Source organism: Planctellipticum variicoloris, assembly GCF_030622045.1.
GTDB lineage: Bacteria > Planctomycetota > Planctomycetia > Planctomycetales > Planctomycetaceae > Planctellipticum > Planctellipticum variicoloris.
Window position 1 is genome coordinate 2,489,807 of the sequence record NZ_CP130886.1, and the last position, 25,395, is coordinate 2,515,201.

Here is a 25,395-nt window from a genome sequence, read left to right on the forward strand (position 1 = left end):
CCATGACTCCCGAACGCATCGGGCCTTACCACCTGGAACGCCTCCTGGGAACCGGGGGCATGGGGAGCGTCTACCTGGGACGTCACCGTGACGCGGGCTACCTGGCGGCGGTGAAGGTGCTTCCGGCGGCGATGGCGCGGGAGGAGGGTTTCGTCGTCCGCTTCCAGCGGGAGGTCGAGGCTCTGCGCCAGCTCAAGAGTCCGCATATCGTGCAGCTCTACGACGACGGCGCCGACGATGGAACGTACTACTATGCGATGGAGTACGTCGACGGGGAAACGCTGACCGACCTGCTCAAGCGCGAACGCCGGCTGCCGTGGCGCGAAGTGATTGCGATGACGCTCCAGATGTGCGCCGCGCTCAAAGCGGCCCACGATGCGGGAATCATTCACCGCGACCTGAAGCCCTCGAATCTGCTGATCTCGGCAGACCGGACCATCAAGCTGAGCGACTTCGGGGTCGCTCAGGTTTTTGCAGCCTCGCGACTGACCGTGACGGGGGGAATTATCGGAACCGCCGAGTACATGTCCCCCGAGCAGGCCCAGGGAAAGCGGGCCAGCCGACGGAGCGATCTCTACTCGCTGGGGGCGGTGATGTATGTCATGCTCACCGGTCGACCGCCGTTTTCGGGCGAGAGCGCGATTGAAGTCCTGAAGAAGCATCAGTTCGGACAGTTCGACCGCCCGCGGAATTTTGTGCCGGAACTTCCGTCGTGGCTGGATGAGCTGGTCTGCCAGATGCTGGAGAAGGATCCGGAAAAGCGGCCTCCCGACGCCTACGTCGTTTCGAAGCGCCTACAGGAGATTGTCGCCAAGGTGGAATTGCAGAAAAGCCAGGACAGCCTGGAGGCGCCCCTGTCGGATGGGGAGACCCGGCTGGCGGGAGGCGGCGAACAGATTGTCGGCGCGACGCTGATGCGGGATGTCATTCGGGGAGAGCTCTCGCGGGACGCGCGGACGGACGGACTGCACGGGCTGTTCAACAATCTCTGGGTGCTGCTGGGGTTGCTCGCGTTGCTCGTGGCGGGAGGGATCTATACGCTCCGCGGTCGCGAGCTGAACTCCGAGCAGCGGTTCGCCCGCGGCGTCAAGCTGATGGAGCAGCCTCCGGGGCGCGAATGGCTGCAGGCCCGCAACGATTACTTTCTGCCGCTGATCGAGGAAGATCCCGAGCGATGGAAGCCGCAGGTCTCGAATTACCTCGATGACATCGCGTTGTACGAAGCTGAGAGCCGGGTCACGAATCGCCGGCGTTCCGGGGCCAGAACGAAGGCGTCCGAACCCGAGCGCTGGCTAGGCCAGGTTCGCAGCCGCTGGGATGCGGGCGACCTGCCCGGCGCGTACCGTCTGCTGAACGAGGTCCGCCCGCTGCTGGAGGCGGACGATCAGAGCGAACCGTTGCGCAAACTGGCGACGCGCTGGAGCGACATGCTGCAGACTCAGCTCGCCGAGGCGTCCGACGTCGAGGCATACCTCAAACGGATTCTCCAGGCTGCGGATGCGGTGGCCCAGGAGGACCCCGAGCGGGCGCAGCAGATCTGGAAGAGCGTGATCGAGCTGTATCAGTTGCATCCGACGGCTGGCGAGTGGGTGGCCATCGCCCGGCTCCGGCTGCAGATGCTGGACGGGGGCTCGAAGACGGGGAACGACAAGAAGTAGGCAGACGCTCAAGGAATTCTACAGCAACGGCTCCAGCAGGCGGGCCGTGTCCTGGATCAGCCGTTGGGGAAAGGACTGGCTCAGGCATTCGGCCAGTTCGAGCGGTCGGCTCTGGGCGATGTAGCTGACCTGCAGCCGGTTGAGTTCCCTGGAAAACTCGCGGTCATAGATCGCCAGCGTCAGCTCAAAGTTCAGAAACAGGCTCCGCGGGTCCAGATTCAACGAGCCGAACAGTCCCCAAGTGTCGTCGACCAGCACCGACTTGGTGTGCAGCAGGCCGCCCCGAAATAGGTGGACCCGTACGCCGGCGGCCAGCAGATCGCGCAGAAACGCCCGCCCCGCGTTGTGGGCCAGCCAGGAATCGACCCGCTCCGGGATGACGAGCTCGACGGCGACGCCCCGCTGAGCGGCGCCGATGAGCGCCGCCAGGAGCGGTTCGTGCGGAATGAAATAGGGACTGGTCAGAACGATCCGGTTGCGGGCGCGATAGATCGTCGTCAGCAGGACCTGGTCGACTCGTCCCCCTTCCAGCCCGGGCCCCGAGGGGATCACCTGCATGGCGGCGCTGCCGGCGGGACGGACCGGATGGACGTCGCTCACCTCGCGGAGACGTTCGTCGGCGATTTCGGTGGCGAAGGCCCAGTCGCTCAGGAACAGAATTGCCAGCGGCTCAACGACCGGCCCGCGCACGCGGACCATCGCGTCGACCCACTGGCCGACGCCGGCGTTCTGTTTGAAGTGCCGCGGATCGACGAGGTTCAGGCTGCCGGTATAGGCGACTTTGCAGTCCACGAGGACCAGCTTGCGGTGCAGCCGCAGGTCGAACCGCGTGAAGGGGAGTCGCCAGAAGCTGGCCGGAAGCGCCGCGACGACCTGAATTCCGGCGGCGCGCAATCGCACCGGCCACGGACCGCGCAGGAACGGTCGGCTGCCGACGTCATCCAGCAACAGCAGACAGGAGACGCCGCGGGCCGCCGCCCGCAGCAGGGCTTCGGCGACCTCGTCCGCCTTGCCTCCCGCATTCCAGATATAGAACGCCAGATGGCACGACCGCCGGGCGGCGTCGATGTCTCGAATGATTGCGTCGAGCGCCTCGTCCCAGCGGCCCAACAGCGTGAAGGCATTGCCGGATTGCGGCGGCAGTCCGAGAGAGGCCTGCACGAGCTGGGCCACGGGTTCGGCCTCCCGTCCGGCGACTTCCCAGTCGACGTGAGACCGGGCCTGCAGCTCTTCGCACCAGGCCTGATACAGCGGGGCGAGCTTCGCCGCCATCCGCGCTCGTCGGCTTCCCAGCCGCAGTTCGCCGATTAGCAGGTAGGCGAGCACACCCAGGAGGGGCGTCGCCAGCAGCACGAACAGCCAGGCCAGCGACGTTCCGACCGGTAACCGGCGCACGATCACACGGACGGACAGGCCGAGGCGGATCAGCCAGTCGATCACGAAGATCATGACGGCCAGCCACGTTGAATCGGTCAAACTGCTGTCCTCGTCAGGCATCGCGCTGAGCGCGCGACGCGGATGCTACTTGCCGCCGGGAACGCGGACCTTTTGAATCCGATGATTCTGGGTGTCAACGACGTACAGGAATCCTGCGCTGTCCATCGCCAGGCCGTGCGGCGTGTGAAACTGACCGAGCGCGTCGCCTGGATCGAGAGACTCAAAACCATAGAGCAGTTCGCCTGCTGTGGAGAACGCTTGCACGCGATGATTGGTGGACGAAACCCAGACCCGCTGCAGCGGGTCCGCCAGCACCGCGATCGGCCCAGGCAGATTTTTCGGACGCCCGCCAAATCCGCCGGGCTCAGTCGAGTTGCTGCCGAAGGCGAACAGCGGCTTTCCGTCGGCTGAGAACTTCTGGATCCGGCCGAGCGCCGCTTCGGTCGTCCAGACCTGCCCTTCTCGATCAATGGCGACAAAGTTCGGGCCGCCGGTCCGATTGGGAAGTTTTTCGACGCCATCAAACTGGCCGGGCTCGGTGCCATATTCGCCCCATTTGCGGAGGAACTTGCCGTCCCGCGAGTAGGCCTGAATTCGCCGATTGACCTGGTCGGCGACATAGACGGTATCGTCGAGACCAATGGCGATCCCCCCCGGCTGGTCCAGCTCGCCGTCCGCCGTCCCCTTCTGCCCCCACTCACGCAGCAAAGTTCCATCTTGGCCGTAGACGCAGATTTTGTGCTTCATCATCGGGGCGACGTAGATTTCTCCCCGGCGGTCGACGGCAATCCCCCCCGGCATCTCGTCCACGGCAAACTTGCCGAGAAACTTGCCATCCCGGTCGAACCGCTGAATCCGGTTGTTCTTGAACTCCGTAACGTAGATCACGTCGTGAGCGTCGATTGCGATGCCGATGGGCGAATGAAAGTCTCCGTCGCCGGTTCCCTCCTGCCCCCACGCCCGGACCGCCTCCAACCTGCCAGCGTCGGGTTCCTGCGCGTCACTCGGCGCCGCTCCCCCGCAGGCCAGAAACAGGCCGAGCAGCAATGCCGGCCATGAAACCGGTAGCGCAAGGGACCGGGCGCGCATGATGCAGAACTCCGGAGGTCGAACGTCTGGCGGGCGGGTTTCGAATCGCAGAGCATACCACATCGGGATTGCCGCCGGCCGCATCGAATCGCGACGAAGTCGCAGTCCGCATGGCCGTGAGAAACCGGCATCCTGCGACTGGCAGGCGCCGGTTTGCGTCGTTACGATACGTTCGTGGAGAGCGAGCCCCACTGAGGAACCGACGTCCCCCTCGGGAGGCGACGCGAGAGCTTCAAATGGGTCTCTGGCGGACGACATCTGGCCGACGGATGACGCGCAGGCTGCTGGGCCTGATCGCGTTGTTGCCGTTCGTCGCCGTCTCGTTCCCGCTGCCGCTCCCCTCCGGCGGGGATGTCCAGAAAGATCGCTCGCAGCCCTTTCCCTGTCAGAACCGACCCTGCGGCTGCCGTTCCGCGCAGCAGTGCTGGCAGAAGTGCTGCTGCTTTTCCAATGCCCAGAAGGTGGCGTGGGCGCAGCAGAATCGGGTTGCAGTTCCTGAAGAAGTGGTGACGGCCGCGCGGCGCGAAGAGCAGCGGGCGGCGGAAACAGCCCGGCACGTCTGCTGCAGCACGCCGACTCCCGCCGTGATCAGTCGGCCGTTGCCGCAGCGGACCATTCATAACCGCGCCACGCAGTCTCGCAATTCCAAACGATCGGTCCGCGTTGCCGCGAAGAGCAGGAGCGCGGAAACGCTGGCTCCGGCGAAGATTGTCATCGGCGCACTGGCGGGGCAGTGCCAAGGGCGGGACTGGTCGCTGGCGATCGTTCCCGCCGGGATGATGCCGCTCGCGTCGACACCCTCGCTCCCGATGGCGCCTGTCGCGCGACGAGTCGTGCCGGACTCTGAGTTCGCCGACTCTCTTTCACATCGCCCCCCTGTGCCGCCGCCACGGCGGGCTGCAGTTTGATCTGCACGGGCCTGACTTCGCGCCAGTTGCAACTTCGTCGGACATTTTCGGCCCCGGCTGAAGGCTGATTGGTCTGGCGGCCTGTGCGACGCCTGCTCGCACGCTCACAGGATTTCGAGGGATCGCTCTCCACAAGTTCGGTCATTTGACTCCTTGTGAGCGTGCCATCACGCGCCGCACGGCCACGCACGAGTCGCGAGGCATCAGACGCATATGTTCCGTGAACCCCGACGAAACCCGTCGGCGCGTTCCGTTCTCACCGCAAATGTCCGAGAGAGGTTTCTTTCATGCCCCGCCATTCCTCCCTCTCGCGCCGTGATTTCCGCGGCTTCACGCTGATCGAACTGCTGGTGGTCATCGCGATCATCGCCATCCTGATCGCCCTGCTCCTGCCCGCGGTGCAACAGGCTCGCGAGGCTGCCCGGCGGACGCAGTGCAAGAACAATCTCAAGCAGATCGGTCTGGCGCTCCACAACTACGAATCGAGTCACATGAGCTTCCCGCCGGGCCGCGTCGGCTACCCGATGGTCTTCTCGGCCCACGCCGCGATCCTCCCCTACATGGACGGAGCCAGTCTCTACAACCTGATCGATTTCAATACGAAGCCGACGTTCGTCGAGCCGCCGGTGGTCCCCTACTCGCAGAACGTCGTCGCAGCAATGACCGTGATTCCGATGTACCTCTGCCCGAGCGATCTGGGGAGCGTCCCCGGGAATTCGTACGCCTGCACGAACTACGTCGCCTGCACCGGCAGCGGCGCCAACGCCGCCGCCCGTTATATCCGCAAGGGAGACGGCGTGATGATGGATGTCAAACTGCTGGGAGTCGTCAAATTCGCCGCCATCACCGACGGAATGTCAAATACCGTCGCCTTCGGCGAACAGATCCTCGGGAACGGCTCTGCGATCGGGGGAGACGGCGCAGGCTCAATCCCCGCCAGCACTCCTCCCGTCAATCCGGCATTGCAGGTGTTGAATCTGACGGCGGCCCAGAACGACACGATTACCGGCACCGATCCCAGCCCTGTGAACTGTGTTGTTGGCGCTGCCGGATCCTGGGCCGGCATCCGGGGCGCCAAATGGATGAACGGGCACTTCGGTGACACGCTCTACAATCACGGTCTGACGCCGAACTCCCACCGGTTCGACTGCGGGAACAACAGCCACAACGCCGGGCTGACTGCCGCCCGCAGCCGGCACATCGGCGGCGTTCATGTTCTGATGTGCGACGGATCGACGCGGTTCGTCAGCGAGAACGTGGATTACGTCCTCTGGCAGGCCCTGGGCTCGAAGCAGGGCGGCGAGGTGCTCGGAGAGTTTTGACGGTGCGGCCAGTCCGTCCAGACATTGATCCCAATCGCTGAACCGCGGGATTCTCGAACGGACGCATGCAGCGACGTCGCGTCTGCATTAGAATCGCCGGCCGCTGATGCGATGCGCATCGCTCGATCCGTCCAGGTCTCCGGGAGTGCAGCAGCATGAGGTTTGTGCAGCGAAGTCTGTGGGTGGCCGCCGTGGTTCTGCTGGCAGGGCTCTCCGCCGCCCAGGCCAACGTCCGATTGCCGGCGGTGATCGGCAACAACATGGTCCTGCAGAAGGACGTCCCCCTCCCGATCTGGGGCTGGGCCGACGCCGGCGAAGACGTCTCCGTCACGTTCGGCGCAAACACCGTCACGGCCAAGGCCGATGGCGCCGGCAAGTGGAAAGTGACGCTGCCCGCGGTGGCAACCGCAGGCGGGCCTCACGAGATGACCGTCAAGGGGAAGAACGAGATCAAGATCTCGAACATCCTCGTCGGCGAAGTCTGGGCCGGTTCCGGCCAGTCCAACATGCAATGGTCCGTCAACTCGACGATGAATGCTCAGGAAGAAATCGCCAACGCGAAGTTTCCCAAGATCCGCCTGTTCATGATCCCGCTCGTTCCAGCCGGAACTCCCGCGGAAAACGTCGTGGCTCAGTGGGTGGAGTGTTCGCCGCAGACGGTCGGCCCCTCCTCGGCCGTTCTCTACTTCTTCGGACGCGAGATTCACCAGAAGCTTGACGTTCCGGTCGGCCTGATCACGACCGCCTGGGGCGGGACGCGCATCCAGCCCTGGATTCCGCCGCAGGGCTACACCGCCATCCCCGAACTGGCCGACGAAAAGGCCCAGATGCTCGCCGCCCTCGACGGCTACGGACAGGCGCTGGCCGGCACGAATGACGCCATCAAGGCTTACGCCAAAGCCTTGAACGCCGCCAAGCCGGGCGAGCCCCTGCCGAAGCCCCCCGTTCCGCCGGGCCACCCGCTCAATACGAACTACCACTGGACCGGCTTGTACAACGGGATGATTCATCCGATCGTTCCATTCGGCATCCGTGGCTTCCTCTGGTATCAGGGGGAATCGAACAACGGCCAGGGGATGCACTACTACCAGCTCAAGCGGGGCCTGATCGAAGGCTGGCGGCAGGTCTGGAACCAGGAAGGAAACCGCGACTTCCCGTTCCTCTTCGCCCAGCTCGCTCCGTTCAACTACGGCGGCGATCCCACGCGGCTGCCCGGCATCTGGGAAGCTCAGACGGCGACGTTGGGTATCAAGAACACCGGCATGGCGGTCCTGACGGATATCACGACCCTCAACGACATCCACCCGCCCAACAAACAGGAAGTCGGCCGTCGGCTCGCCCTGTGGGCGCTGGCAAAGACCTACGGCAAGCCGGATCTCGTCTACTCCGGCCCGCTCTTCAAGTCGATCAAGGCCGATGGCGACAAGATCGTCGTCTCGTTCGATCACGCGGCAGGACTCAAGTCCCGCGACGGGAAAGACCTGTCGTGGTGGTCGATCGCCGGCGACGACAAGAAGTTTGTCAAAGCAACGGCGAAGATCGAGGGGGACACGGTCATCGTCAGCGCCGAGGGCGTCGCCAAACCGGTCGCCGTCCGCTTCGGCTGGCACCAGCTCGCCGAGCCCAATCTCGCCAACGGAGCCGGGCTCCCCGCCTCGCCGTTCCGTTCAGACAACTGGACCGACGCGGTCAATGCAGCTCCGTAAGCCGCCTGTCCGACAAATCTGACTGCAGTTCGCACCCCGCGTCGTCAATTGGCGGCGCGGGGTTCTTTGTTGTTCGCCGGATTCACTATCCCTGCCGCAATTCGGTGAATGAGCTGTCAATCGCTTCCTTGAGCAGCGACGCATCGTTCGAGTAGACCACCAGCCGGGCGCCCTGGCGCATCGTCCGCAGGGCCTGCTCCCGCTTGCCGAACCAGCAGCCCGCGGCGACGTGGTATTTCGCCGAGGTGTCGATCACCTTCTGCAGCATCGCAATCAAGTCGGGATGGTCGTACTCGTTCGGAATTCCCATGTTGACCGTCAGGTCATTCGGCCCGACGAACACCGCATGCACCCCTGGAATCGAGCAGATCGCGTCGAGATTGTTGACCCCTTCGACCGATTCAATCATCGGAATGAAGACCGTGTCGGGACATCGCTCGTGGGCGACGTAGTCCTGCGTCTTCTTGCTCGGCCACGCCCCGCCCGCCAGCACCTGCTCCAGCGCCTTCCCCTTCAGCGGTCGGTACACAGCCGCAGCCGCCAGCCGCTTGGCCTGCTCGACGTCTTCCACATACGGGACCACGACGCCGTCGAACGAATCGCAGACCTTGCTGACGTCGTCCGGATCGCGACTGTGCGTCCGCGCCAGGCAGGCGATCCCTTTCGCCGCCAGGGCATACCGCAACGGCAGAAAATCGGCGATATCGAGCGCATTGTGCTCGGCGGTCACGATCACAAAGTCGAGCGCGCCGACTGGCAGAAAGTCGACCATCGCCGGCGTCACAGCATGCTGAATCAGCATCCCGAACACTCGCTCGCCACGAACAAGTTTTTCCTTGAGCGTTTTTGCGTTCATCAAGGTGACCTGTCTTCAGAAGAGGAAGATTTCTCGCAGAGTCGCAGAGCAGAACGCAGAGGCCGCAGAGAAGAATTGTCGAATGACGAAGGCGGAATGTCGAAGGTCAGGTCGTTGAGAGTCAGAGAGACTGGCGCTTCGCACGGCAGGTGGGCAGTGACAACGGACCACTGACCACTGACAAAGCTCTGGCTTTCCGCCTTCAGCTCTTCGCTTTCCGCTCTCTACGTCATCAGCGTCAACGGATTCTCGCGCGCCTTCAGCGGCAGGTCGACCGGGCCGCCGAAGCGGTGCGACTCAAACACGGCTGCAATCATCTGGATGATCGCCCGCGCATCTTCCGCCGAGCAACGCGTCGCTCGCTGGCGTTCGATCGCGTCGATCAGATCGTTGATGGCGGCGATGTGGCCCCCTTCGTAACTGCCGTCCGTCCGCGGCTCGGGCTTGCCGATGCCCGCCGACGTCACCTTTTCCCACGATTTCCCGGTCCGCCCCGGCGACCAACTGCTGTCCCGCAGGATGTAGGCCGGCGCCAGATAGCCGCTCTCCATCTCAAGAACTCCCTTCGAGCCAAAGACCTGGATGGCGAACCGCGTGGGGCTGCCCCCCATACCCCGCCGGGAGGCGAAATGGCCGAAGGCTCCGCTCGGGAACGCGTACCGGGCCTGGAGATTGTCCCCCGCCAGCGGCCCGATCCCCTCAGCGCCCTCCACGACATCGGCTTTCGTGACCTTGTGACCGCTCTGCAATACCGTCGCCGTGCAGGAAGTCGCGTCCGCCCCCGCAAACGTTCGCATCAGACCGAATACGTGCGAACCCAGCACCCACAGGTCTTCGCCGCCGCCCCGACGGTCTTCCTTGCCGCGGGCGCGCAGTTCGAGGATGTCGCCGATTTCCCCGCTGCGAAGCAGCGACCTCACCGTGTCCACAACGGGCGAATACTGGCTGATGTGGGCGATCCCCAGTTTCAGATGCCGCATCTCCAGTTGGTTGAGAACGTCATCGCACTCGGCGAGCGTCCGGCAGAAGGGCTTTTCCATGTAGACGTGGCAGCCGGCTTCCGCCGCGGCGACGAGCATGTCCCGATGCTGGTCGATCCAGCGGGGACAGATGGCGACAATGTCAAGTTTTTCGTCCGCCAGCATGTCGCGATAGCTGGCATAGGACTTGTTAGCATTCGTTCGTTTCTGCGCCGCCGCCCGACCCGCTTCATGTTCGTCTGCGACGGCCACGATCTCGACATTGGGGAGTTTCGTAAAGGCGACGTCAACGCCGTGGCCGTAGTCCCCTTTGCCCGTCCGCCCGATGATGCCGACGCGATAGGTCTTCGCCATGTGGTGTGTCCTGCTGCTGGTGTCGCCGACGCCCTGAGGTCGAAACTGGACTGGTCCGTCGCGATCCGCCACGCATTGCCAGATCGCGAGTCCAGGATCAGGACCTTGAAATGCAACCTACCTGACGGCGGACGGCCAAGCCACCCGGCACTTCGAAAAAAGTCACTCGGGCACGGTAGTGCGCCGGAGCGAATTGAACCCACGGACAATTGCGACGGAATCGTGCAAACCTGCCGAGCGAGTGCGCAGCCAGGTCCAGGCATCGTCAGAAAACATTCCAGGGATCGCCGTCAAACAGGCGAACTGCCTGCGTGAGGAAAAGCCTGGAAATGTAGAGTGGCGTCTGGGGGCTCGGAGACTGATGTTTCCGCGAAACGGCATGCTTCGGAATGGAATCTGCTGCACGATTTTCTTGCGTCGGGAAATGGAATCTGACGGCGTTTGCTCCGAACTTCCGCTAGACTGTTCGCCCACCGCTTGTTCTCCCGCCCTGGACTCACCCACCGCCTTGAACTCAGGATCGAAAAACATGTTCTCTGCCAGACCGGCCCGCCGCGGGTTTACGCTCATCGAGTTGCTCGTCGTCATTGCAATCATCGCGATCTTGATTGCCCTCCTCCTGCCCGCCGTGCAGCAGGCCCGCGAAGCCGCCCGGCGGACGCAGTGCAAGAACAACATGAAGCAGCTCGGTCTGGCGCTGCACAACTACCACGACACCCTCGGCGTCTTTCCGATGGCGGTGGGCCAGCACTCGCGCCCCAACTGGCGGATCGCGATCCTTCCGTATCTCGACCAGGCGCCCCTTTACAACACCATCAACGTCAGCGGCACCGGCTTCTACGCCCACTCCCCGGTCGGGCCGCCCCGCGGCTTCTCCGGCAACAACGTCCTGCGGGGACTGAAGATTGCGGCGTACGAATGTCCGTCGAGCACCAATGCAAGCTTCACCAACGTCTCCGGCAACAGCTACGAAGGGATGACGATTCATTACGTCGGCATCAGCGGAGCCACTCCGGATCCTGCCGGCCGGGGCAACGTCTGCACCGGCGACGTCTTCAACAGCGCCTCGAGCTGCAACACGGGCCTGCTCGTTCCGCTGGAAAGCAAAGGCATCCGCGACTGCACCGACGGGACTTCGAACACCATCATCGTGGCCGAGCAGTCCGGCAAGGTGAATAAGATCGACAACAGCGCGAACGCGCTGGGGGGATGGCACGGCATCGCCAACTATCCGGCCGGCTGGACCGCGGCGTCTCCGCTTCCGCTGGTCGGAATCACCGGTTTTGCGTATCCGGCCGGGATCACCACGGTGCGGTTTCCGCCGAACGCCTATCGTCTGGCGGGAGCTCCCAGCCAGGCGAGTACGCAGTATTCCTTCAACACGGTGGTGAACTCGGAACACGTGGGAGGAATTCACGCCCTGATGGCGGATGGCAGTACCCGGTTTATCTCCGAAAACGTCGATTTCCTGACGCTCCGCCAGTTGTGCGTGCGAAACGACGGCATGGTGCTCAGCGAGTTCTAAGCGGATGCGTCCGGCGTGTTAGCTGAAGACTTACCGGCCGAAGTTGTCATGGCGCCTGTATGGGACGGAACAAACCCGCCGTCACAAGGGGCTGCAATGGCGCGAACAGTTTGCAAACAAACGTCGTTGAGCTGGGGCGAAGCCCCGAACTGACAGGATGGTGCGGATGCTGGCTCGAATTGGGTCGCGGAAAGTCAAGGTTTTCTGGCAATGCGGGCTGTATTCCGTTGTCGGACTGATGGCGATTGGCTGCGGGGCGACCGGCGGTCCCGGGGCGGCGAAGGTGCGGCGCGACGTCGTCGTGACCGTGATGTATGAAGGGACGCCCGTCATTGCGGGGCAGATCGACTTCCAGAATGCAAAGACCGGAGACGCCGGCGGCGGGCAGATCGATGGGTCGGGTCAGGCAACGATTGTCGGTCTCCCCGTCGGAACTTACACGGTGGCGATCTTGCCGCCGCCGGTCGTGGTCGTCCCGGGCGTGAACGATGCCGAGAAGCTGCCGGAGCCGCCGGACATTCCGCAGAAGTACCGCTCGATGGCCACCAGCCCGCTCAAAGCGGAGATCACGGGGGAGCAATACGAGGTCGCGTTCGAGCTGGATAAAGAATAGAAAACAGCCCGCGATTTCAGCGTCCGCCACAGCGGTGCTTCGCTCCGCCACTTGCTGTCCAACATTCGTGCTATGCCAGAATCTCCCGAATGAGATGTCCATGGACGTCGGTCAGCCGGCGGTCGATGCCGTTGTTCCGGTACGTCAGCTTCGTGTGATCGATTCCCAGAAGGTGCAGCATCGTGGCGTGGATGTCGTAAACCTCCGTCGGATGCAGCCGGTCCTGCGGCTTGTAACCGAAGTCGTCGCTGGGGCCGTATGACACGCCCCCCTTGATCCCGCCGCCGCAGAGCCAGTTCGTGAAGACGTACGGGTTGTGATCCCGTCCTCTGCCGCCCTGCGACGAGGGCATCCGGCCGAACTCGGTCGTCCACAGAATCAGCGTGTCCTCCAGCAGGCCGCGCTGCTTGAGGTCCTGGATCAACGCCGCGGCCCCGTGGGCCATCCCCGCCGCGAGGGGACCGTGATCCCGCTCGATGTCCTCGTGGGAGTCCCAGTTCCGCCGGGGGAAGCCATTGTCGTTGCCGGACCAGATCTGGACGAAGCGGACGCCGCGCTCCAGCAGCCGGCGGGCGACCAGGCATTTCCGGCCGAAGTGAATCGTTTCCTCCCGGGCGTTGATTTCCTTGGGAAACTCCGCCGGGATGTGATCGAGACCGTACATCTTGAGAATGTGCAGCGGTTCCCCGGAGAGGTCCAGGGCTTCCGGCGCCGCAAGCTGCATGCTCGCCGCCAGCTCATAGCTCCGGATTCGGGCTTCGAGACGTTCGTCATCGGCCCGCGATTCGGCGTGTTTCGCGTTCAGCCGGGCCAGCACGTTCAGCCCGGCGGCGTCTCCCTTCGAGGAGATGTAGTCTCCCTGCCGGGCCGGGAAGAGGTCGGCGATCGGCGTGTCTGTTCCGGGGAAGATCGTCGTCCCTTGGTGCTGCGCCGGCAGGAAGGCGCTGTCCCAGTTCTTGGTGCCGTTCGAAGCCAATCCGCGATGATCGGGGAGGACCACAAACGTCGGCAGATTCTCGTTCATACTCCCGAGGCCGTAACTGATCCAGCTCCCCATTCCGGGAAACCCCGGCCGGTTGAAGCCGGTAGCCTGCAGCAGCGTCCCCTGGCTGTGGACGCCGGTCTTGCCGACGAGATTGTGAATGAAGGCCAGCTCATCGACGACGCTTCCCAGCGGGGCGACGATGTCGCTGATCGCCTTTCCGCACTCGCCGTACGGTCGGAAATCCCACACCGGCTTCAGCCAGGGGCCGAGGCCGTTCTGGAAGGCTTCGACCGGTTCGCCGAAGTCCGACGCCTGACCGTGGCGTTTCACCAGCTCGGGCTTGAAGTCGAACAGATCGACATGGCTGGCTGCGCCGGCCATGAAGAGCTGGACGACCCGCTTGGCTTTGGCGGGATGATGCAGACCCGCGGGCATGCCTTCGGCCCCCAGCAGCCCTTCGGACTGCAGCAGCCCCGCCAGCGCCAGTCCGCCGAGCCCCCCGCCGCTCTGCCACAAAAACTCCCGCCGACTGCTGACGGGAACGCGGCCATCGTGTGGAAATGCCGATTGAGTCATGTTGTCGCCTCTTCGTTCGTCTTTTCCGGCGATCAGCGATCAGCGATTCGCGATCAGCTCTCCCCGCTCAATCCACAAACACAAACTCATTCAGATTCAAAATCACCCGGCACGCATTGGCCAGGCCGAACTGCTGCACGTATTCCGTCAGCGCCGCCGACTCCTCCGCGGTCGGCTCGCGCGACAGTGCCGTGCGGAATGCTGTCCGCACTTGCTCTGCCGGCATCTGCGCCTCGACCGACACCTGCTCAGCAAAGTGCTTCGCCAGCACCACCGTCAACTGGTTATTGAGCAACGTCAGCGCCTGCAGCGGCGTGATCGTCTCGTTGCGTTTCTCGACCAGCATTGACGGATCGGCGCAGTCCAGCGTCGCCATGAACGGCTGCTGCTTTGACCGCACCAGGAAGCGGTAAACCGACCGCCGCATCGAACGCGGGTCCTCCGGATCGTGCAGGTGATACTCGAAGTGCGGCGAATGCTCCGGGTGCTCGATCACGAAGTCCTGGAAGCTGGGGCCGCCCATCTTCGCATCCAGCCGGCCTGAAACCGCCAGCAGACTGTCCCGAATCGACTCGGCATCCAGCCGACGACGATTCGCGTGCCACAGCGACTCGTTATCGCCGTCCCGCTGATGCTGGTCGGCGGCGAAAGGCGACTCGGCGGATTGTCGATAGACGGCGCTGGTCACCAGCAGCCGGTGGAGCTGCTTCAGCGATTGCCCGCCGTCGCGGAACTCGACCGCCAGCCATTCCAGCAGTTCCGGATGCGTCGGCAATTGTCCCATCCGGCCGAAGTCGTTGGGCGTGTCGACCAGTCCGCGCCCGAAGTGGAATTGCCAGGCGCGGTTCACGATCGATCGCCAGGTCAGCGGATTCTCGCGGTGACTGAGCCACTCGGCGAGCGCTGCCCGGCGTGTCCCCTCCGGCTGGCCAAGCGTTGAATCGAACCGACTTGGAGAGAAACCGAGCGCCGATAACGAGCCCGGCGCAACTTCGCGACCGGGGCTCTGCACGCTGCCGCGGTTCAGGATATGGATCGGACGCGGTTTCCCGCCGCTGGCCCCGGTCCCCGTGAACGCTCCGCTGCCGGTATGGACGGTCCCGGCGAAGACGACGCGCTGAGGCGGCAGCGCCTTCAAGTCCGCATCGACCCGGCCGAGCTTCGCCGCAACCTGCGTCAATTCGTTGCGGATGGCGGGCTCGACCACGCGTTGCAGCAGTTCTTCACGACGCTGCTGCAACGTCTGCAGGTCCTCGGGGCTCTTCGTTCCGCCGGGAAAGATCCCGTCGACGAGATTCTGCCGGCCCCAGCGAATCGGGGCTTCAATCGAATCGAGCGCCGCGACCGGCTTGCCCAGCGCCTGGTTCTTGCCGGCGGCATCAAGGACGGACAATTCTGACAGTGCGAAAATGAAATCGTTCTGCCGCGGGGCGAGCTTCGTCGCGGTGAATCGGACCCAGCGGGCCGACTTGCCGCCGACATCGGCGCTCTGCAGCGCCGTCCCCGGATTCGGCACGTCCGCGCCGGTCCGGTCGAAAACCACCACAGACTCTGGCCCAAACTCAGGCGTCCCCGAAACTTCGATCCGGAACCGGACGGGATAGCCAAAGCCGGCGCCGATCCCATTGAAATCGTCGTAACAGGCCACCCAGGTCAGCCGTTCGATGGCGACGGATTCCCCCAGATCGATCTGCACCCACTTGGCGGCGTCGGCGGAACGTTCGATCTGGCTGTGATAGCCGTGCTGCGGAGGCCGCTCGCTCGGCGGTTGCCTGGCCTGCCGGATCTGCGTGTCCAGCGCCGCGAGATCTGCGCCGCCGAGTTGCGTGACGCGGCCTTCAAGCTCCTGCTTCCGGGCGGCGAGTTCGGTCTTCTGCGCCGTCAGTTCCAACCGTTGCCGCCGGGTCTGCGGGTCGACGTCGTAGGCCTTGTCCGCGCGATCGAGAGCCGCAAAGACGGCCTGCAGACTGTAGTAGTCTTCCTGGGCAATGGGATCGAATTTGTGATTGTGACACTGCGCGCAGTGGACGGTCAGACTGCAGAACGTGTTGATGGTGTTGGCGACCATATCGTCGCGGTCGAGATGCCGGGCCACCTTGCCGTCAATCTTGGTTTCAGGGACTTCGGCATGGCCGATGAAGTCCCACGGCCCCGCAGCGATGAATCCCAGCGCCTCGATTCCATCGACCGTGTCGGGGTAAAGCACGTCGCCGGCGACCTGTTCGGCGACGAACCGGCCGTAGGGTTTGTCGTCGTTGAAGCTGCGGATCACGTAGTCCCGATAGGGCCAGGCGTTCAGACGCAGCTTGTCTTTGTCGTAGCCGTGCGTCTCGCCGAAGTGGACCACGTCCAGCCAGTGCCGGGCCCAGCGTTCGCCGTAGTGCGGCGAATCGAGCAGGCGATCGACCAGCCGCTCATAGGCCTGCGGATTGTCGTCGGCGACGAATGCGTCGACGTCATCAGGGCTCGGGGGCAGACCGACTAGATCGAAGGACAGGCGGCGGATCAGCGTCCGGCGATCGGCCTCGGGAGCCGGCTGCAGATTCTCCCGCTCGTGCCGGGCGGCAATGAAGGCATCGACCGGCGTCCGCACCCACGCTCGGCGCGAGGCGGGCAACGCGGGGATTCCCGGTCGGGACAACGGCAGCAGCGACCACCAGTCCGTGGCTCGAACCTGCGGTTCGTGCAACACGACGTCTTCCGGCCACGCCGCCCCCTCGGCGAGCCAGCGACGCAAAGTCGCCAATTCGGCCACCGTCAGCGGCGGCTCGCCCTGCGGCATTTCCGCCTTGCCATCGACCGGCGTCACCAGATCGAGCAGATAGCTGTCGGACGGCGATCCAGGTTCAACCGCCGGTCCGCTCGAACCGCCCGCCAGCAACTGCTGCCGGTTCTCCAGCGACAGCCGACCTTGGTTTTCATTCGAGTTGTGGCAGCCGAGGCACTTCGCCTGCAGCAGCGGAGCGACATCTTCGCGGAACCGGCGGTCGGCGGCCTCGTCACCCCGGTCGCTGCCGATAGCCAGCGGACCCGGCAGAGCGATCAGAAACAAGCCGAGTTGCACGACGCGTTGAAGAATCAAGGTTGTCCCTCCTGCAGTTCGGCACGCAGATCGGTCAGGGCCGCTTCCACATGCTCCCGCATGGCGCGACGGGCGGCAATCGCATCGCCGGTCCGGATCGCCGCCAGAATCGCGAGATGGCCCTGGAGCGCCGGCTCGCGACCGCCCCGGCCGATGGTGGTCTGCCGCGACGCCCGCAGCAGTTCGGCGAGCGAATCGAGCAGAAAAACGAACAACGGATTGCCGCTGGCCTCCGCCAGAATCCGGTGGAACTGAATGTCGGCTTCGACCATTCGCGGAATGTCCGGCGCGGCGGCCAGTAGCTCGTTCGACCGTTCGAGACGGCCGATCAATTCGGGCGAGCGACGTTCCGCGGCCAGGGCGGCGATGTCACTTTCCAGCGGCAGCCGGACTTCCGCCAGATGCAGCAGCGAAGCCGCCGAACGCTCCATCACCAGCCGCAGCCCGTCGGTGATCGGCTGCGAGCCAGCCGGGAGCACGCGGGGTTTGCGGCCTTGCGAGACCTCGATGAGGCGTTGCGACTGCAAATGCTGCATGGCCTCGCGGACGACGCTTCGCGAGACCCCCAGTTCACGGCAGAGGGCGCCCTGCGGCGGCAACTCGCCGTCCAGCCCGAAAACGCCGGCAACAATCCGTTCCCGCAGCGCCTCGACCGTCTGTTCGACGAGCCGGCGGGAGCGGAGCAGCGGTAGTGTGGTACCTGCCATCGAGCGCCTGTCACATGTCTGATAAGTTCCTGACGCAGGATATCAGACCCGTGACCGAATGCAAGGATTGCTCGACCGTTCAGGTCGCTTCAGTGGCTGACCGCTCCATCAACTGCAGAATCATCCGTTCCAGATCGGCCGCGACCACGGGCTTTGCCAGGTACTCGTCGCAACCGGCCCGCAGACAGAGTTCGCGATCGCCGGTCATCGCGTGCGCCGTGACCGCCAGAATTGGCAGTTGGCACCCTTTTTCCCGAAGCAACGACGTCGCCGTGTAGCCGTCCATCTCGGGCATCTGCATGTCCATCAGAATGAAGTCGACCGGCGGCGGCTCCTGCAGTCGACCAACAATCGTCCGATCTTCGGTCAACGCTTCGACCCCCAGCCTGCCGTTCGCGGCAATCAGGATCTCCGCTCCACGCCTCCTCAGCATGGATGACAGGGCCTGCTGCTTCGCGGGACTGTCTTCGACCACGAGCACGTGAATTCCGCCAAGCGGCGACTTCACAGCGGCTGCTGCCCCCGATCGCCCGGCTTTCGAAACGCCCGGTTCGAGATCCATTTCAGATCTCCTCCCGGCGGAGTGCTAATTCGGTCGTTCCAGGCCCGGAGGTCGCACTGTCGAAGGCGTTCGACTCGAGGGGCGCGAGCGAGGCTGCCGTGGCGCCGACATCGAATTCGGCCTGAAGTCGGGGTCGCAGAAACGAGCGACGGAGCCGGGGAACAGACGACGAGGCTCGGAGCATGACGCAGAATCTCCCGAGATCGCGGAGGCCGTGAGACCTCCGCGGCGTCACTGGGAGAGTGGAGCGCCCATCCATCCGGAGAACCGACCACTGAATCGATGTCATCTTCCGTTGCCGCACAGCGGCAACGGAATCCGGCAGCCAGGCTGATCGAGCCTTTTTCGGTCCGCCAAAGGCTGCCGCCAATCGAGCACAGGATCACGGTGGGGATGCACCAGATCGAGTTTGGAGGGGGATAGGAGCGCGAATCGACCTCGTCACTTGCAGCATCGGCGAATGCGTTGTTCGTTCCGTAGAGTATTCGTGTGCGGGCCGGGCAAGAATTTGTAGGCGGCAGTCGCGATGTGTCGATTGTTACGAATCACAGTATCGACCTTCATCGATCTCTGGTCCGGTCAGTCCCTCATCCGCGGCCCGGCAGCAGGTAATACCACCAGAACGCCGCCACCTCGCGGGCCGTCAGGAGCTTCTGATTGGGGAAGACGTAGCGCTGCCGGGCGGGGACGGTGAATACCTCGCGTCCCGAACGCTGAAAGCAGAGCTTGATCCGCGGGAGATGATAGCCGTGGCTAACGGCCAGCAACCTTCCCGATGGCCGCGGTCCGAGCCAGTCAACGGCATTGCGAACGGTGCTGGCCGTATCCAGCCCCAGCCGATCCAGGCGAATGGCTGCGGCAGGCACGCCCTGCGAGATCGCCAGGTTCCGCATGGCCTCGGTTTCATGGAGACTTCCCTCCCCGGGGCCGCCCGACAACCAGAGTTCCCGAACCAGCCCGAGGCGGTAGAGTTCTACGGCCGTCCGAACCCGGTCGGCCAGGGCATACGATGGCTGCCCGCTCCGGTAGACCCGACAGCCGAAGACGACGGCAGCGTCGGCCGGCCTGCGATCGTCGACCTGGCTAAACAGAGAAATCTGCAGGAGCGCAAACAGCACGGCGACGACGGGTGCCAGGCCGACCGGAAGCCACCACGACGCCCGGCCGGCCCGACGAGGTTCGCTCCACACCAGTGCGAGCGAACCGGCGATTGTCAGAACAACGACCAGCGAGACAACCGGGGAAATTCCGCTGAGAATCGCTTTCGACTGAACCAGTCGGTGAAATTGCAGGGCGTTGCTGACGGCCACCAGCAGCGTCGCGGTCAACACGGCGGTGCTGGCTCGTCGAAGAGGCACTGACGGCACCGGAAAGACGGCCGCCAACAACGACAAGCCGGCCAGCAGCTCCCAGAAGCCGGCGAATGTCGCTGACAGCGGTCCCAGGTCGAGCCACCAGTCTCGGGCACTGAAGCCGGGCCGGACCGCGTCCCCCGCGACATTGGTGATGGCGAACAGACCCAGAGACAGAGCTGTGGCACGAACGACTTCTTTGAAGGTCCAGAATGCGATGCCGATGACGCATCGTCGGAATTCGCCCCGACGTGACACGGTGGCAGACTGTGCGACGGTCGACTTCCGGCCGGCGAGCAACGTGATCCCACGTGATGCCATGACAGTTCTCCGGATCCCGTTGCGTGGGGCTCCTCAGAAAATCCACGGGCTGAGAGGTCGATTTCTACCAGTCATCGCAAAGCAGCTCCAGACGAATGCTGAACCTCTTAACGACCAACAGGTTGTGACAGAACCGTCGCCTCGCGGCGGGTATGGACGAGCCCCTCGGGCGCTCAATGATTGAAGTCTGATTGACAGACTACCGATAATTTTGAATAATCAAAAAGTCGGTTTTTAGTCTCCGGAGATAGTTCGCCCAAATGTCTCAAACCTCAGTTCATTGCCCTGCAGGAAAACTCCTCACGCTGGCCTTCACGGCTCTCATGGTCGCCGGGTGCAACTCGGAATCTCCGCCACAAAGTGCCGACGCGCCGCTGAAAGTCGTCGCCACGACCGGCATGGTCGCCGATCTGGTCCGGGCCGTCGGGGGGCCGCGAGTCACGGTGACGGCCCTGATGGGGCCGGGAGTCGATCCGCATCTCTACAAGCCGACCCGCAACGATATGCAGTTGCTGATGGACGCCGACCTGGTGTTCTATAACGGGCTGCATCTTGAAGGCCGGATGACGGAGACGCTCGAACAATTGCACAAACCCGGCAAGCCGGTTGTCGCCGTTTCGGATGGCCTCGACTCGGAACGATTGAGACATCCCCCGGAATCGCCAGACGTGCATGACCCGCACGTCTGGATGGACGTGTCGCTCTGGAGTCAGGGAATCGGTCCCGTTGTCAAAGCGCTCGCCGGACGAGCCCCGGCGTTTGCCGCCGAGTTTCAAGAGCGGGGTGAGGCCTATCAACAGGAGTTGACGGCCCTGGACGGCCGCGTCCGGCAGATCATCGCCGGCATCCCCGAGTCGCAGCGACTCCTGGTCACGTCGCACGACGCCTTCGGCTACTTCGGCCGCGCCTATGAACTCGAAGTCCACTCCGTGCTGGGCGTGACGACCGACTCGGAAGCCGCCGTCAGCGATATCAATCAGCTCGTTGATCTGGTCGTCCGCCGCAAACTGCCGGCCGTCTTCATCGAGTCCAGCGTCAACCAGAAGTCTCTGCAGGCGCTCGTCGAGGGGGCGGCGTCGCGCGGCATGCAGGTCCGGCTCGCCGGCCCCTTGTACAGCGACGCACTCGGACCGGCCGATGGTCCCGCAGGCAGCTATGCGGGTATGATCGAAACGAACGCCCGGATGATGGCGGCCGCGCTTTCGCTGGACGCCACCGCGGCTCGGGAGGAATGAGCAGCCGATGCAGCCTTCGACGGACAATCTGCCGCTACCCGACGGTTCACCGCAACTGGCCAACGTCCACGACCACAGTTCGCCCCTGTCAATCGACGACATGACCGTCGCCTACCACCGGCAGCCGGTCCTGTGGAACATCGACTACGACGCTCCGGCCGGCCGGCTGATCGCGATTATCGGCCCGAACGGAGCCGGCAAGAGCACGCTCATCAAAGCCGTCCTGAACCTGGTGCCGCGAGCCTCCGGCGTGGTGCGATTCTTTGGCGACACCTTCGAACACGCCCGCCACCGAATCGCCTACGTCCCGCAGCGGACCAGCGTCGACTGGCAGTTCCCGGTGACCGCCCTTGATGTCGTCACGATGGGACTCTATCGCCAGATCGGCTGGTTCCGCCCGGTCAGTTCCTCTCACCGGCAGCGGGCCTTGGCTGCCCTGGAACGGGTCGGACTGGCCGACTTCGCCCGGCGGCAGATCAGCCAGCTCTCCGGGGGACAGCAGCAGCGGGTTTTCCTCGCACGGGCGCTGGTCCAGGAGGCCGACTTCTACCTGATGGACGAACCCTTTGCGGGAGTCGATGCGGCCACCGAGCGGGCCATCGTCGAGCTGTTGCGGGAACTGCGGCGCCAGGGACGGACGGCGATGGTCGTCCATCACGACCTGCAGACCGTTACGGAGTATTTTGACGACGTCATGCTCCTCAACACCCGGCTGGTCGCCGCCGGACCGACGGCAACCGCCTTCACCCCCGAAAACCTCCGCCGGACCTACGGCGGCAAACTGGCGCTGCTGGATCAGGTCGGACATCAGATGACGCTGAACGGGCCGCCGCGATGAGAGGGCGACGAAGGATCCTGTCGGTCGTCGGCACGCTGGCCACGGTTCTCCTGCTGATGACCGGCGCCACCTTCGCGGCCGAGACCGGCCCCGGCAGCGTTGCCAACTCCGATTTCTGGCGGGCGCTGACACTGCGCGACTACAACACCCGCGTCGTGCTCGCCGGAACGTGCCTGCTGGGCCTCGCGGGGGGCGTCGTCGGGACGTTCATGCTGCTCCGCAAGCGTTCGCTCGAAGCCGACGTCGCCAGCCACGCCGCCTTTCCCGGCATCGGACTGGCCTTTCTGCTGACCGAGGCGTTCCGCCCCGGACTGGGCAAATCGCTGCCGATTCTGCTCGCCGGGGCCTTTGCGACCGCCCTGCTCGGGATCGGCTGCACTCACCTGCTGACCCGGATCCGCCGCATCCGCGAAGACGCCGCCCTGGGGATGGTGCTGGGAGTCTTCTTCGGCGCCGGCGTGGTTTTGCTGACGATCATACAAGGGCTGCCGTCGGGCCATCAGGCGGGACTGTCCGACTTTGTGTTCGGCAAGGCGGCGGCGCTGGTGGCTTCCGACATGCAGGTCCTCGCCGGGTGCGCCGTCGTAGTCGTCGTGCTCTGCGGCGTCTCCTTCAAGGCCCTCACGCTCCTCTGCTTCGATCGCGAGTTCGCCGAGGTCCAGGGCTGGCCCGTGCGGGGGCTCGACTGGCTCCTGACGCTGCTGATTGTCAGCGTCACCGTCATCGGCATGCAGAGCGTTGGACTGCTGCTGGTCGTCGCGCTGACCATCATCCCCTCGGCTGCGTCCCGCTTCTGGTCCGACCGACTGCCGGTGATGGTGGCGGTCGCCGGCGGACTGGGAGCGCTCAGCGGACTGCTGGGAGTGCTGGTCAGCGCCGCCGCTCCGCGACTCGCCGCCGGAGCCGTGATTGTGCTCAGCGCAACGGCCGTCTTCGGAGTCAGCCTGCTCCTTGGCCCGCGCGGCGGCGCGGTCTGGGAGTGGCTCCGGCGACGCTCGGTCCGCGTCCGCGTCGGCCTGCTCGATCTCCTCCGGACGAGCTACGAACTTCAGGAACGCCGCTGGTCCGCCGGCGAAGTCCCGCGCGCCGCCGAGTTATCCGACTTCTCCTTCACCGCGGATCTGCTCCGGCAGGTTCGGAGCTGGTCGCCGGCACGCGTCGCCAGTCTGCTGCACTACGGAATCCTGGTCGGCGTCATCCGCCCCGACTCCGCTGGCGGTTACCGCCTCACCGAAGAAGGGGGCCGGCAAGCCCTCGAAGCGGTCCGCCAGCACCGTCTCTGGGAGCTCTATCTGATCCACTACGCCGAACTGCCGCCGCTCCATGTCGACAGCAGCGCCGATCTCACCGAGCACGCCCTGCATCCGCAGCAGATCGAACAGCTCGAACGATTGCTCAGCGGGACGATTCCACCGTTGCCCCCCAACCCCCATGCCCCCATCGACCACGCCCCGGCGATCGTCCCTCCCGGAGGCGTCGCATGAACGTTCTGGCCGTGTCGCTGCTGACGTGGACATCGCTCGATACCTGGATCGTTGTGACGGCGGCGCTGACGGCGATGTCGTGCGCCGTCCCCGGCTGTTTTCTCGTCCTGCGTCGGCAGAGCCTGATGGGAGACGCTCTCAGCCACGCCGTCCTGCCCGGAATCGTCCTGGCGTATCTCGCCTGGAACTACGGCCGGCATGCCGGCTGGCTCGCGACGGCCGACGACGGCACGCGGCAACTGGTCCTGTTCTTCGGCGCCGCAGTCACCGGAGTGCTCTGCGCCCTGTTGACCGAGGCGGTCCGCGACATCGGCCGCGTGGAAGCCGGCGCAGCACTCGGAGTGGTCTTCACGTCGCTGTTCGCCCTCGGCCTGCTGCTGGTCCGCCTGTTCGCCGATCAGGCTCACGTCGATCCCGGCTGCGTCCTGTACGGCAACCTCGAAATGGTCGTCGCCGTCCCGTTCGGCACGACAGGAATTCCGCTCGCCGCCGCGACGGCGGGAGCCGTCTGCCTGATCAACCTGCTGCTGACCGCAGTCTTCTTTAAAGAACTGCAGCTCAGCTCATTCGATCCGGCCCTGGCCACGTCGCTGGAAATCCCCGCCCGGCTGATGAACTATGGCCTGATGGCCGTCACCTCGGCAACCGTCGTCACCGCGTTTGAAACGGTCGGCAGCGTGCTGGTCCTCTCCATGCTCGTCGTCCCCGCGGCGACGGCATTACTTCTCACCGACCGCTTGCGGACCGTCCTCGGTCTCAGCTTGGTCGCCGCTACGGCCGCCGCGCTGCTGGGTCACTCGCTCGCGCGGCTGCTGCCGTGGTTCGAATCCGCCGTGCTCGGCATGCCACACGCCCCCGACGCCAGCACCTCCGGTCTGATGGCGGTCGCCGGCGGACTCCTGTTCGTGCTGGCGTGGGTTCTCGGCCCCCGCTACGGCGTGCTCCGCGCTCGGCGCGATCGACTCCGGCTCCGGCGCCGGATCATCCGCGAAGATCTCCTCGGCCGGCTTTACCGCCAGGAAGAACCCCGTCCGACGACGATCGGCCTGACGATCCCCGAATTCGCCAGCGATACGCAGCACTCGCCGGCGGCCATTCGCGCGGCGCTCGATCATCTGATCCGGGAGGGGCTGATCACGGCCCGTGGCGAGGACTATCGGCTCACCGATTCCGGCCGTCACGCGGCCGTCGAAGTCGTCCGATCGCATCGGCTCTGGGAAAGCTACCTCTCCCAGGAAATCCAGGTCGGCCCCCAGCACGTGCACGCCTCGGCGGAAGAGGTCGAGCACCTGCTCGACGAACGGCTGAAGGCGGAGCTGGCGGCGCAGCTTGCTCACCCGGTCGAAGATCCGCACGGGAAGGCGATCCCGGGAAGAAGTGGCGAGTGATGAGTGGCTGGTGAAGACATGGAGAGCCCGCCGCCGGACGTGACAGACCCACCCGTTCGCTCCACTCCGCCTGAATCTCCCGGCAAGCAGCCCGGATTTCTCCCGGCGTCGGTTCGAATTTCAGTGGCGAGCTGACGGAGGCCTGCCGTTCTGATCGCTCTTTGCTTATGGCTCACAAAGCATGGATCATGCAACGAAAACCTTGCGTCGAAAGACTGGGAGCGGACAAGGCCCCCTGGATCGTTGAATACGTTGATCCGATCACCGGCAAGCGGACGTTTGAGACGAAGAGGCTGGAACTGAAGAAAGACCGCGACTGATGTGGAAAGCGGGCTGCGGAGAATCGGCGGGAGCAACTGCGTCACGTCGTGACGATCGGCACCCGTCAGGAGGACGTTCCAGGGAATGCCGCGGGCG

At 64.5% G+C, this 25,395-nt stretch carries 20 protein-coding genes; 11 read left to right on the plus strand and 9 right to left on the minus strand.

Going from position 1 to position 25,395, the window contains the following annotated elements:
* Window positions 1-2 precede the first annotated feature (2 nt).
* On the plus strand, window positions 3-1,658 hold the full coding sequence (locus tag SH412_RS09735; RefSeq protein WP_336523319.1) for a serine/threonine-protein kinase: 1,656 nt from the start codon (window positions 3-5) through the stop codon (window positions 1,656-1,658).
* Between the two features lie 18 nt (window positions 1,659-1,676).
* Here the strand turns inward: SH412_RS09735 and cls are convergent, their stop codons facing one another.
* Both cls and SH412_RS09745 read right to left on the minus strand, forming a co-directional pair.
* Window positions 1,677-3,134: a cardiolipin synthase gene (cls, locus tag SH412_RS09740; RefSeq protein WP_336523320.1), complete on the minus strand. Its 1,458-nt coding sequence runs from the start codon at window positions 3,132-3,134 to the stop codon at window positions 1,677-1,679.
* Between the two features lie 45 nt (window positions 3,135-3,179).
* Window positions 3,180-4,184, minus strand: coding sequence for an NHL repeat-containing protein (locus tag SH412_RS09745; RefSeq protein WP_336523321.1), 1,005 nt, complete (start codon window positions 4,182-4,184; stop codon window positions 3,180-3,182).
* A gap of 269 nt (window positions 4,185-4,453) precedes the next feature.
* Here SH412_RS09745 and SH412_RS09750 point away from each other — a divergent pair, with 269 nt between their 5' ends.
* From SH412_RS09750 to SH412_RS09760, 3 genes are all read left to right on the plus strand, one after another.
* The gene (locus SH412_RS09750) at window positions 4,454-5,092 is read left to right on the plus strand and encodes a hypothetical protein (RefSeq protein WP_336523322.1); all 639 of its coding nucleotides are present in this window, start codon (window positions 4,454-4,456) and stop codon (window positions 5,090-5,092) included.
* A 287-nt stretch (window positions 5,093-5,379) separates the two neighbouring features.
* On the plus strand, window positions 5,380-6,414 hold the full coding sequence (locus SH412_RS09755) for a DUF1559 domain-containing protein (protein ID WP_336523323.1): 1,035 nt from the start codon (window positions 5,380-5,382) through the stop codon (window positions 6,412-6,414).
* Between the two features lie 155 nt (window positions 6,415-6,569).
* The gene (locus SH412_RS09760; protein WP_336523324.1) at window positions 6,570-8,120 is read left to right on the plus strand and encodes a sialate O-acetylesterase; all 1,551 of its coding nucleotides are present in this window, start codon (window positions 6,570-6,572) and stop codon (window positions 8,118-8,120) included.
* An 85-nt stretch (window positions 8,121-8,205) separates the two neighbouring features.
* On the opposite strand, the gene SH412_RS09765 is transcribed toward SH412_RS09760, so the two are convergent.
* On the minus strand, window positions 8,206-8,976 hold the full coding sequence (locus SH412_RS09765) for an HpcH/HpaI aldolase family protein (RefSeq protein WP_336523325.1): 771 nt from the start codon (window positions 8,974-8,976) through the stop codon (window positions 8,206-8,208).
* Window positions 8,977-9,200: 224 nt separating this feature from the next.
* The gene (locus tag SH412_RS09770) at window positions 9,201-10,310 is read right to left on the minus strand and encodes a Gfo/Idh/MocA family protein (RefSeq protein ID WP_336523326.1); all 1,110 of its coding nucleotides are present in this window, start codon (window positions 10,308-10,310) and stop codon (window positions 9,201-9,203) included.
* 529 nt (window positions 10,311-10,839) lie between these two features.
* Between SH412_RS09770 and SH412_RS09775 the strand changes: the two genes are divergently transcribed.
* The gene (locus tag SH412_RS09775; RefSeq protein ID WP_336523327.1) at window positions 10,840-11,835 is read left to right on the plus strand and encodes a DUF1559 domain-containing protein; all 996 of its coding nucleotides are present in this window, start codon (window positions 10,840-10,842) and stop codon (window positions 11,833-11,835) included.
* 166 nt (window positions 11,836-12,001) lie between these two features.
* Window positions 12,002-12,448 carry a hypothetical protein gene (locus SH412_RS09780; RefSeq protein ID WP_336523328.1) on the plus strand — a complete coding sequence of 149 codons (447 nt, stop codon included), beginning with the start codon at window positions 12,002-12,004 and terminating at the stop codon, window positions 12,446-12,448.
* Between the two features lie 70 nt (window positions 12,449-12,518).
* Here SH412_RS09780 and SH412_RS09785 read toward each other — a convergent pair whose 3' ends face one another.
* From SH412_RS09785 to SH412_RS09805, 5 genes are all read right to left on the minus strand, one after another.
* The gene (locus tag SH412_RS09785) at window positions 12,519-14,009 is read right to left on the minus strand and encodes a DUF1501 domain-containing protein (protein ID WP_336523329.1); all 1,491 of its coding nucleotides are present in this window, start codon (window positions 14,007-14,009) and stop codon (window positions 12,519-12,521) included.
* A gap of 67 nt (window positions 14,010-14,076) precedes the next feature.
* The gene (locus tag SH412_RS09790) at window positions 14,077-17,091 is read right to left on the minus strand and encodes a PSD1 and planctomycete cytochrome C domain-containing protein (protein ID WP_336523330.1); all 3,015 of its coding nucleotides are present in this window, start codon (window positions 17,089-17,091) and stop codon (window positions 14,077-14,079) included.
* Window positions 17,088-17,798 carry a FadR/GntR family transcriptional regulator gene (locus tag SH412_RS09795; protein WP_336523331.1) on the minus strand — a complete coding sequence of 237 codons (711 nt, stop codon included), beginning with the start codon at window positions 17,796-17,798 and terminating at the stop codon, window positions 17,088-17,090. The genes SH412_RS09790 and SH412_RS09795 overlap by 4 nt, the downstream gene beginning before the upstream one ends.
* A gap of 79 nt (window positions 17,799-17,877) precedes the next feature.
* On the minus strand, window positions 17,878-18,360 hold the full coding sequence (locus SH412_RS09800) for a response regulator (RefSeq protein WP_336523332.1): 483 nt from the start codon (window positions 18,358-18,360) through the stop codon (window positions 17,878-17,880).
* A gap of 587 nt (window positions 18,361-18,947) precedes the next feature.
* The gene (locus tag SH412_RS09805) at window positions 18,948-20,033 is read right to left on the minus strand and encodes a YdcF family protein (protein WP_336523333.1); all 1,086 of its coding nucleotides are present in this window, start codon (window positions 20,031-20,033) and stop codon (window positions 18,948-18,950) included.
* Between the two features lie 260 nt (window positions 20,034-20,293).
* Here SH412_RS09805 and SH412_RS09810 point away from each other — a divergent pair, with 260 nt between their 5' ends.
* From SH412_RS09810 to SH412_RS09830, 5 genes are all read left to right on the plus strand, one after another.
* On the plus strand, window positions 20,294-21,268 hold the full coding sequence (locus SH412_RS09810; protein WP_336523334.1) for a metal ABC transporter solute-binding protein, Zn/Mn family: 975 nt from the start codon (window positions 20,294-20,296) through the stop codon (window positions 21,266-21,268).
* A gap of 100 nt (window positions 21,269-21,368) precedes the next feature.
* The gene (locus tag SH412_RS09815) at window positions 21,369-22,106 is read left to right on the plus strand and encodes a metal ABC transporter ATP-binding protein (protein WP_419555800.1); all 738 of its coding nucleotides are present in this window, start codon (window positions 21,369-21,371) and stop codon (window positions 22,104-22,106) included.
* On the plus strand, window positions 22,103-23,590 hold the full coding sequence (locus tag SH412_RS09820) for a metal ABC transporter permease (protein ID WP_336523336.1): 1,488 nt from the start codon (window positions 22,103-22,105) through the stop codon (window positions 23,588-23,590). Before SH412_RS09815 ends, SH412_RS09820 begins: the two co-directional genes overlap by 4 nt.
* Window positions 23,587-24,978 carry a metal ABC transporter permease gene (locus SH412_RS09825; RefSeq protein WP_336523337.1) on the plus strand — a complete coding sequence of 464 codons (1,392 nt, stop codon included), beginning with the start codon at window positions 23,587-23,589 and terminating at the stop codon, window positions 24,976-24,978. Before SH412_RS09820 ends, SH412_RS09825 begins: the two co-directional genes overlap by 4 nt.
* Window positions 24,979-25,166: 188 nt before the next feature.
* Window positions 25,167-25,298, plus strand: a complete 132-nt coding sequence (locus tag SH412_RS09830; protein ID WP_336524194.1) for a hypothetical protein — start codon at window positions 25,167-25,169, stop codon at window positions 25,296-25,298.
* The last annotated feature ends 97 nt before the right edge of the window (window positions 25,299-25,395 follow it).